This is a genomic window from Vibrio sp. CB1-5, from assembly GCF_059412285.1.
Window position 1 is genome coordinate 1 of sequence record NZ_JBJHPB010000052.1, and the last position, 9,789, is coordinate 9,789.

Here is a 9,789-nt window from a genome sequence, read left to right on the forward strand (position 1 = left end):
AGGTGGGTCAATTTTAAATCGGCGTTAGTGGGTCATTTTTACATCGGCGCTGACAGGGGTAGACTCTTGTTTAAGCAGCACCTCGCCCCCCTCTCTGGAAACTTTCATAAGAACCGAACGAAGATAACAAACCCTATGACATATATAGGTTTTGGTCAGCTAGCATACCATAAGCATAGTATTTGTAGTTGAAATCCGTATCTTTATTGACTGCAATTTAATTCTGGCTACGCAACGCTTAATCCTTATTTTTAACCGCTGACATCAAGTTCTTGTAGGGAACACCATTTACGCAAGGCTTTTTCATTACGTTCTTGCTCAAACTTAAACCAATCATAACGCTAGTAATACTCGCGTTCAATCTAATGCCCTTATAGGCCTAACGTCTAGGATGCGAACTTTAGATATTGCCGAAAGTTCTCACGTAATTCCAGCGATATTGAGCAAGACGATTTTCAGCCAATTCATGCCTCAAAAGAGCGAATGGTCCAATCTTCTTTCATCGGATAAGATTTTGTAGGGGAAATGCACGCCCCTAAAATGTGTAGAGTATTTGATCTAACTGACTTTGGGGCAGAAGTGTTTTAGAGTAGTCGCACTAAGGCGCTCTTGTCCCTCACCGACCAATAAAAAGAGGAGACGTTCCCGTCCCCTCAATGCTTAGCCACGGTAGGTATCGTCCATACCATACCCACCAAGCTTTGATAAAGCTTCACTATCTTCTTCTGTAAGCGGGGTATTTAACACTCTGAAATATTCACCCATTGACATTTGAAATGCTGCACTTTCGATAGCCTCTCTAGGCACAGCAGGAAGCTTTGAAGAAAAAAAGTCAATAATCGCAGTTTGAAGCTGGTCATCATCACAGAACAAATATAACTCTTCAGAAATATCTGAATCACGACGAGACTTTGCGAAAAAGGTGAGGTCACTATGGCCTTTATGGCCTAACGCCTGAGAAAGCCAATCATTTCTCTTGAAAGCTGAAATTGGAGAAGTTTCTGATTCATCAGAAATCAGATCTGCAAATTGTTTAGCTGATTTTTTAAACTGCTTAAGCTGTGAAAGGTAAACTGGATATTTTGGGTTGTTAGACATGTATCAATCCTCGTTTATTGGGCTAAAGACATGCAATGTGACTCTCACACACTATTCCCAATGAGCACTGATTCATTAGTTAAGTAGAAAGCGCCTTGACCACGAGTCAGGTCTAGGTGGCGTCAAACCTAGCCTGTAAAGTATCAAGTGGATAATAAGTTTGTCAATGGCCTTAAAGTAGCCTCCTTAACTTGCTTTTGTCCCCTTGTAATTGACCATTCATATTGGATGCCCGTACTATGAGTTCATAATCGACATTACGTATTGGTAGTCACAAATGGAACCGTCAAAACAACTAATTTGGGTTAAAGGCTTAAAGACTGCATACCAGTGTCTTGGTGCTACCCAACGTGATCAATACTCTTGGGTAGCTAAAACCGATGGCACTTATGTATTCTCGGCGGAGACAGACCACATAGATCCTGAAAACAACATATACAGCCACAAGACAGGCACGTTTTTCAAAAGAGTGCCAGCAATGACCAAAGAGCTTGGTCATGAACCTCTGAGCGTTAGCCATTCAAAAGAATTATTTGAAGCTGTCACAGATGCACTGTCTCGGTCTATCGAATGCTATGTGATACTTGTAAAGGGCACTAAATTTGGCACTTCCAAAGGAGGTGTTAAAGCTGGTTATGATAGTCATTTGTGGATAGTCAAGGAACTCAATGGATCAGTTGAGACAGGTTATGAATTTAAGCTCTGTCGAACACGATAAGCTTTAGTAGTAAAATACTGTGAACTCAAACTCGCTTTTGTCCCTGACCAAGGAAGGTTAATGAAAACTGTCGCAATAAAACAGAAACACAAGAGCACATTTGATGAATTGGTAGATTTAACGCGCGGATACAGAAGCAGTAGTAGTTACTTCCAGTTCATTCAATTTGTTGCCAAGATAAAAAACTACTCGGCTTACAATGTAGCGCTCATCTATTCTCAAAACCCCAACGTGACGTACGTCGCTTCGAAAGCAGACTGGAGTAAAAGGCACAATAGAACAGTAAACAAAGATGCTAGGCCCCTTATTATTCTTGCTCCGTTCCATCCAGTAATGTTCGTGTTTGATGTTAATGATACAGAAGGCGCACCGCTGCCTGATAGAGTCTTTGCACCTTTTTGGGCCAAGGGTAATACGCCTGAACACGCCGTTGCAAAATTACACAAGTTAGCTAAAAGATTATGCGTAATTATTCACGAAGAGCCAAGGTCAGCTACTAGTGCTGGATGTATAAAAACTAACTACAAAGAAAACGAATTTAAATCATACATATTAGAGATCAATTCAAATCATGCACCTCAAGTTAGATTCGCAACACTCGTGCATGAATTGGCTCACTTGATGTGTGGGCACCTCGGAATTCACAATGACAATGAAAACTGGAAAGAGCGAACAAACCTGTCTCTAGATCAACGCGAGTTTGAAGCAGAATCAGTTTCGTACATTATTTGCAAGAGATTCGGCATAAGGAGTAATTCTGAAGAATACTTATCAGGATATGTCAAATGCAAAGACTTCATTCCAGACATATCAATAGATACAGTTTTACATGTTGCTGGGACAATTGAAAATGCAATTAATGGGCAACTCCCGAACGAAAAAAGGAACGATTCTACGGGTCGTCAAGAACAGCTCGCTCTATTCTAGATCAATCTTACAAACACTAATTGCATAATGAGTTGGTGTTTCTATCTCGCTTTTGTCCCAAAAGCTTGGCTCTGTGAAACATTTTTGGACAAAAATCATTTAGAGCACGATTTTTGTCCATGTCCTAGTGATAAGTTTTGCTCATCATCAACGATAAGAACAACTAGCCAAGCCAAGTGTAGGGTGTCAGCTATGGTGGCTCCCAGTAAAAATATTAATAGCGCAGTCTAATTCAATGTAATCACTGTTTTTAGTTTCGAGAACTCACTGTGTTCCAATGCATTAAGCATCTGCTCGAATTTAAAAGTGACTGGAATACTAACTTCAACACCACCATTTGCAATACGCTCAAGTAGTGCTTCTCCGTTTTGCATCAACGTATACCAATCTTCTTTATCACCAAAATCATGTAACGCGCCCAGGGCGATTTCGTGGTAAGAAATAGTGCGCGTAAATGGAGGATCAATGGGTTTGGCAATACGATCTTGAATGCAGACAATATGTCCATTTGCTCTTAACAGCGGCACTAAATGAGCGGCATTTTCCCCACTCACCGCATCAAAAATGGCGAAGTATTTCATGTCGATTTGAGATTGCTCCCGATAAACTTGGCGAATACCTAAGCTTTTTGCTCGCTCTTCGCTCAGACTCGCGGAGATAACATCAACGATATAACCCGCTCTGACAAGGATCTGGGATAACAAATTATTCACCGCGCCAAAACCAACGACAAGCACTTCTCTTTGTCGGGTTAATGGAATTTTTTCAAATGCCTGCCATGCAGTCAGCATCGGACAAGGCAGTGCCGAGGCAAGTTCAAAAGATAGGCTCTCAGGCAGTGTCATCACACGCTCAGCGTTCAAAACGGTATATTCAGCGAAGCTACCATGGCGATTTAGTGAGCCATGATAGGCTACTCGACGACCAATTAGACTGGGATCAACTTTAGACCCGACTTGTACGACGACGCCTGCACCATCAACACCTGGAACATGGCCATTCGGCCAATTTAAAGGATTGGCTTTAATAAATTTCCAATCGACAGGGTTAATACCAATCGCTTTGTTTTGTACTAAGATTTCGTTGTCATCTAAAGCTGGTCTTTCAGCCTTACCTAAAACAAGACTGTGTGTCTCAGTTTGATATTGCCAAATTTGATAGGGTTCCATATCACTTCCACTCGCTTAATGAAAAGGTCAGGCACCAAAGAGTTATCGTCCTTGGTACCTGGTGTATTAGGCTTGATAAGTTGGATAATCGGTGTAGCCTTCGGCTCCGCCCCCATACAAGGTCAACCTAGCATCGGCATCAAACTCGGCCAATGGTAAATCATGAGCAAATCGGGCGACTAAATCAGGGTTCGTTACAAAAGGAGTACCAAAGGCAACGAAATCAGCATACTGCTTATCTAGCAACTGTTGTGCAGATTGCTTGGTCAACTTTCCTGCAACCATGATTGGATTAGAGTATATTCGGCGTACTTGCTGGCGAAACTCTTCAGGCACCTCTACATAGCGTGATATGTTTTCTGAAAAATGCACATACGCAAGGTTCATCGGTTGTAGTTTTTCCAGCAATGCTAACGTTAGTGGAACAATTTCAACATCATCCCCAGCAAAACCCTCTCCGATATGAGGAGACAGACGAACCGCTACTCTTTCCCCACCAATTTCCTCGGTAAGCGCTTGTAACGTATCAACCAGAAAGCGCATACGATTCTCTTGGCTGCCACCATATTGATCACTTCTTTGGTTGCTTTCTAAGCGTAAAAAGGTATCAAACAAGTAACCATGCGCAGCATGTACTTCAACACCATCAAACCCTGCTTCAACAGCATTTCTTGCAGCTTGAACAAAGTCGGCAATGGTTGCTTGGATTTCATCTGCACTCATTGTTTTTGGCTGCTGGGTCTCCACCATGCCAAACCCGCCTTCAGGTAATGGGCCGAAGACCTGATCTGGAATCTTTATCGCTGATGGTGCCAGGGGTTGTGAACCTGAAATATCGGAATGACTACGACGGCCAACATGCCAGAGTTGGATAAATATCTTACCCCCTTCCTCATGAACAGCCTGAGTCACTTTCTTCCAGCCTTCAATGTGTTCTTCTGTGTAAATGCCTGGCGTCATAGAGTATCCCCGACCAACCGCTGAGACAGGTGCGCCTTCTGTGACAATCAAGCCAGCACTAGCACGTTGACGGTAGTAGGTTGCCATGATCTCGTTTGGTACATCACCAGGTTGAGACGTGCGTGAACGAGTCATCGGCGCCATAGCGATACGGTTGCTAGTCTCGAGTCCGTGACCTTTAAATGCCTTAAACATACTTCCCCCTTAAGCTTTATACGTTGGATAATCAATCAACCCTTTTTCACCGCCACCAAACAAGGTGTTAGGATCGTGCTCTGCGAACGGGTAACCATGAAGTAGACGTTCAGGAAGATCAGGATTCGCTACAAAAGGGCGACCAAAGCCGATCATATCAGCCAGTCCGTCATCAATAGCTTGTTTCGCTTTTTCCGCATTATAACGACCTGCGTAAATCAAAATGCCTTGATAAGCCTCTCGCAAGGCGCGTTTGAAAGAGACTGGCGTATCTGGGGCATCATCCCAATCAACTTCCGCGATATGCAGATAAACAATACCGTGCTTATTCAACAACGCAGCAGCAGAGGTATAGGTCTCGATAGGGTTCGCATCTACGGTACCGTTTAAGGTAGTCAAAGGCGCAAGACGCACGCCTACACGGTTAGCGCCAATCGCTTCAACTAATGCTGCAACGACTTCATCAAGAAAACGAAGACGATTTTCTAGGCTACCACCGTATTCATCACTGCGACTGTTAGCTTCGGAGTCTATGAACTGGTTGATCAAATAACCATTCGCTGCATGAAGTTCAATCCCATCAAAGCCCGCCTCAACAGCATTCAATGCCGCTTGACGATAATCTGCGATGACTTGTTGAATATCCGCTTTTGTCATTGCTCTAGGCTGGACGACGTCAACAAAGCCAGGTTCATCACTGCCATTATCAACGAATACTTTTACGTTTTCCGCTTTTAACGCTGATGAAGAAATCGGTTGCTCACCACCAATGTTATCTGGGTGAGTGACTCTGCCCACATGCCACAGCTGCGCGAAAATGGCGCCATTTTCTGCATGTACTGCTTGAGTTACTTTACGCCAGCCTTCAATCTGCTCAGGTGTGTATATACCTGGCGTCCACGCATAACCTTTTGCATTCGGTGAAATTTGTGTGCCCTCGGAGACAATTAAACCTGCACTGGCTCTCTGAGCGTAATACGTCGCCATCATGTCATTAGCGACATCCCCAGGTTGAGTCGCTCTGGAGCGTGTCATCGGTGGCATGACGATGCGGTTTTTGAGTGTCAAGGACCCCAATTGGATAGGTTGAAAAAGTGATTTAGACATAATAAGCCCTCTTATTTCTTGAGAGGGATACTAACAAACTCAACGCATTACATTGATAGCAACAAAGACAAATGATATTTGTCAAAATTGCAATAGTCTAAGCATGTTTCAGCAATGATCTTGTTGGGTGTCGATGTCTCATCGGCTTTTATTGGTACCTGTTTTGTCCAAGATGCCAGAAGAAATAGCCTAAGCGAGGTACGGAGTTACCTCGCGTTGAACGATTTACAGATCCAGTTTTGGCTGAATAAAATCGATAAAAGCAGAAATCCTCTTGGCAACCGAAGAAGACTTATAGTAGACCGCATTGATTTGCTCTCTGCCAGAGTGACTGATTTTTTCACCTTCTAACAACGCAATTAATCTTCCTTCCGCAATATCTTTTTTCACCATAAAGCCTGATAGGCAGGCGATTCCATTTCCCATCAATGCTAGCTGTCTCACCGTTTCACCGTTACTTGAGGTCAGCGTGGGTGTCAGCCCTGAAAATCCTTTCAGAGGCCATTCGTTGAGTGTTTTTGGTGTTGAAAATCCGATGGTATCGTGATGTTCCAAATCACTGCTCTTACTCGGAAAGCCGCGCTTTGATAAATAATCAGGTGAAGCAACAATGTAAAGTAAACTTCGGCCAAGAGGCCTTGCATGTAAAGTTGAATCATTTAATGCACCGATACGAATAGCGATATCGGTTTTCTTTTCTAGCAAATCAACAAAACCTTCATTAGAAGTTAACTCCAACTCAATATCAGGATAGGCTTGATTAAATGGCTGAACGAGTGGAACTAACTGGTGAAACACAAACGGACTGGCGGCATCAACACGCAGTCGTCCTTTGGGTAATTCCCCACGGGATATGATCTCGTCTTCCGCTTGCTGTAACTGCATCAGCCCTATTCTTACCGACTCAACGAATTGCCGCCCCTCATCCGTTAATTCAATCCGTCTTGTGGTTCGGTTTAATATTGTCACGCCAAGCTGGCTTTCTACCTTACTCACCGCTCGTGATACGCGTGCCACCTGTATATCGAGACTTTCTGCTGCCGCAGTAAACCCACCAGTATCAACGACAGTAAGTAGAATTTCTAAATCGTCCGATTTCGTCCGCATGCTTGCCTACCATTTACTCAACAGTTTCGTTTTAATTATTGCATTTATAGCAAATAACATTTGTTAAATAACCTATTTTTTGCAACTACATTTTCACGCAAAATCCCTCCATCAAATCACGGCAGCGCGACACGTTGATAAACACATTCACTGCTGTTTACTAGAACCTAACAAAAGAGAGTAAATGATATGCCATTAGCACTTCTTGCATTGACGCTCAGCGCCTTTGCTATCGGAACGACGGAGTTTGTGATCGTAGGATTGATCCCGACCATGGCTTCTGACTTAAATGTCTCACTACCATCCGCAGGGCTGCTGGTGAGCCTTTATGCACTCGGTGTTGCGATTGGCGCACCTGTTTTAACCGCGCTAACGGGAAAGTGGAACCGTAAGCACGTGCTCATTACTGTTATGTCACTGTTTGTGATTGGCAACTTATTGGCATGGCAAGCACCTGGTTACAACACCCTTATCGTTGCTCGTATTTTGACTGGTTTAGCCCATGGTGTGTTCTTCTCAATCGGCTCCACAATTGCGACTGGCCTAGTACCTAAAGAAAAAGCAGCCAGCGCGATTGCGATTATGTTCACGGGATTAACCGTTGCATTAGTAACGGGCGTGCCGCTTGGTACTTACATCGGCCAAACCTTTGGTTGGCAATCGACGTTTTTGATTGTAGCGCTATTAGGACTTATTGCCTTGATTGGTAGTGCTTTATTGGTGCCAAGCAACCTAAAACAGCCTGCTGCCGCTAAACTGTCATCACAACTAAAAGTGTTAACGCAACCAAGACTACTACTGGTTTATGCCATCACAGCACTCGGTTACGGTGGTACCTTTACCGCTTTCACTTTTCTTGCGCCGATTTTGCAACAGGAAACAGGATTCAGCGCCAATGCAATCAGCCTAATTATGTTGGTATACGGCGTATCAGTAGCGATTGGTAATATTTGGGGCGGCAAAATGGCCGATAAGATGGGGCCAATAAAAGCACTGACGATTATTTTTACAGGACTTGCCACCGTATTAGTTGTATTTAACTTTACGGCCATTAACCCTATAGCAGCGGTAGCGACTATTTTAGTTTGGGGGGCCTTTGCATTCGGTAATGTTCCTGGTTTACAAGTCTATGTGGTTAAACTAGCTGAAAAATACACTCCTGACGCGGTAGACGTCGCTTCTGGTCTAAACATTGCGGCGTTTAACGTGGGTATTGCGCTTGGCTCTTGGGGAGGCGGTATGATTGTGTCAGAAATGGGCTTAATGCATACCCCTTGGATTGGAGCCGTGATAGTGATCGTTGCGCTCGCTCTTACTCGAATGAGTGGACGTCTTGATAAACGTACAGAAGTTCATTTGTCGGAAGCAAATGTACTTGTGAAGTAAGTATCACGACAATGGTTACAAGCTGGTCAAGGCTCGGCATTGACCAGCTAACTCTTACTTATAATCAACTTAGGTAGCTCACAATGAAAACGGTTTTTATCACTGGCGCCAATCGAGGCTTAGGCCTAGAGCTTGTTAAACAATACGCTCAGCGTGGGTGGTGTGTGATTGCATGCTGCCGCGACATCAACACAGCTCAGGCATTGTCTCTCTTGGCACAAACTTATCCAATGATTGATATTCATACGCTGGACGTGAGTAATGAATCCCATATTCTCGCTTTGACAGAGAAATTTGTGGGCACCTCCATTGATGTACTCATTCATAACGCAGGAGTGAGCGGAGATAAATGTGAAAGCCTAGGCAAGATGGGGCAAAAAGAGTGGATAAATGTATTAAACGTCAACACCATTGCGCCCATGTTAATCACGCAGGCTTTGCTTAATAACATTCTTGCTGGCGAAGATAAAACCATCATTGGGATGACTTCAATACTCGCTAGCATCGATGACAACCGCTCTGGTGGTCGATACAGCTATCGCGCATCAAAAGCCGCCCTCAACCAAATAATTAAATCTTTGGCTTGTGAACTATCCGAAGTGGGTGTGAAGACTATGGCAATTCATCCAGGTTGGGTACAAACCGATATGGGTGGGACGGATGGCAAGGTAACAGTAGAAGAGAGTGTTAAAGGCATGCTTAATGTTATTGACAATTTGAAACTTAAGCATTCAGGCTCATTTTTTGTCTACGATGGCACTCAATTGCCGTGGTAATCCCAGCAGTTACGTCACATACAAGCTCTAAGGGTATGATATGATTTTATTTATAGTTTTAATCCTTTCTATTGTCGGTTTAATCTGGTGGTATTTACACAAAGTCTCCCGTGATATTTCCCAAATTGACTGGGATTGGGATAACGATGAAATCCTATAAATTGATATTTCCTGAATCTATGGCTGGTCACATTACATATTCTAAGGAACAACTGCGAGCTTGCTCTGGACTGAGTAAATACTTTAACGTGAAATGGGGCAATCTTGAGTTACCGATTACACGGAGGCAGCTGTGATCACCAAGCGATTCTGTCGTACCTTAATTACCAAGCGACTTTGTCATTAC

The 9,789-nt window shown here is 43.5% G+C and carries 9 protein-coding genes; 4 read left to right on the plus strand and 5 right to left on the minus strand.

Features of this window, described 5'->3' with window-relative positions; all coding sequences use genetic code 11:
- Window positions 1-660: 660 nt before the first annotated feature.
- Window positions 661-1,098: a hypothetical protein gene (locus ACJB0T_RS21525; protein WP_479293260.1), complete on the minus strand. Its 438-nt coding sequence runs from the start codon at window positions 1,096-1,098 to the stop codon at window positions 661-663.
- Between the two features lie 277 nt (window positions 1,099-1,375).
- Here ACJB0T_RS21525 and ACJB0T_RS21530 point away from each other — a divergent pair, with 277 nt between their 5' ends.
- Window positions 1,376-1,816 (plus strand): hypothetical protein, encoded by a 441-nt coding sequence (locus ACJB0T_RS21530; RefSeq protein WP_479293261.1) that lies wholly within the window; start codon window positions 1,376-1,378, stop codon window positions 1,814-1,816.
- A 60-nt stretch (window positions 1,817-1,876) separates the two neighbouring features.
- Window positions 1,877-2,743, plus strand: coding sequence for an ImmA/IrrE family metallo-endopeptidase (locus ACJB0T_RS21535; protein WP_479293264.1), 867 nt, complete (start codon window positions 1,877-1,879; stop codon window positions 2,741-2,743).
- A gap of 227 nt (window positions 2,744-2,970) precedes the next feature.
- Here ACJB0T_RS21535 and ACJB0T_RS21540 read toward each other — a convergent pair whose 3' ends face one another.
- The 4 genes from ACJB0T_RS21540 to ACJB0T_RS21555 form a co-directional block, all read right to left on the minus strand.
- Complete coding sequence (locus ACJB0T_RS21540; RefSeq protein WP_479293266.1) at window positions 2,971-3,912, minus strand: zinc-binding dehydrogenase; 942 nt, start codon at window positions 3,910-3,912, stop codon at window positions 2,971-2,973.
- A 66-nt stretch (window positions 3,913-3,978) separates the two neighbouring features.
- Window positions 3,979-5,067, minus strand: a complete 1,089-nt coding sequence (locus ACJB0T_RS21545) for an alkene reductase (protein ID WP_479293267.1) — start codon at window positions 5,065-5,067, stop codon at window positions 3,979-3,981.
- Between the two features lie 9 nt (window positions 5,068-5,076).
- On the minus strand, window positions 5,077-6,174 hold the full coding sequence (locus ACJB0T_RS21550) for an alkene reductase (RefSeq protein ID WP_479293269.1): 1,098 nt from the start codon (window positions 6,172-6,174) through the stop codon (window positions 5,077-5,079).
- A gap of 225 nt (window positions 6,175-6,399) precedes the next feature.
- Window positions 6,400-7,281, minus strand: coding sequence for a LysR substrate-binding domain-containing protein (locus ACJB0T_RS21555; RefSeq protein ID WP_479293271.1), 882 nt, complete (start codon window positions 7,279-7,281; stop codon window positions 6,400-6,402).
- Between the two features lie 189 nt (window positions 7,282-7,470).
- Between ACJB0T_RS21555 and ACJB0T_RS21560 the strand changes: the two genes are divergently transcribed.
- The gene (locus ACJB0T_RS21560; protein ID WP_479293272.1) at window positions 7,471-8,667 is read left to right on the plus strand and encodes an MFS transporter; all 1,197 of its coding nucleotides are present in this window, start codon (window positions 7,471-7,473) and stop codon (window positions 8,665-8,667) included.
- Window positions 8,668-8,750: 83 nt separating this feature from the next.
- Complete coding sequence (locus ACJB0T_RS21565; protein ID WP_479293274.1) at window positions 8,751-9,443, plus strand: SDR family oxidoreductase; 693 nt, start codon at window positions 8,751-8,753, stop codon at window positions 9,441-9,443.
- Window positions 9,444-9,789: the final 346 nt, after the last annotated feature.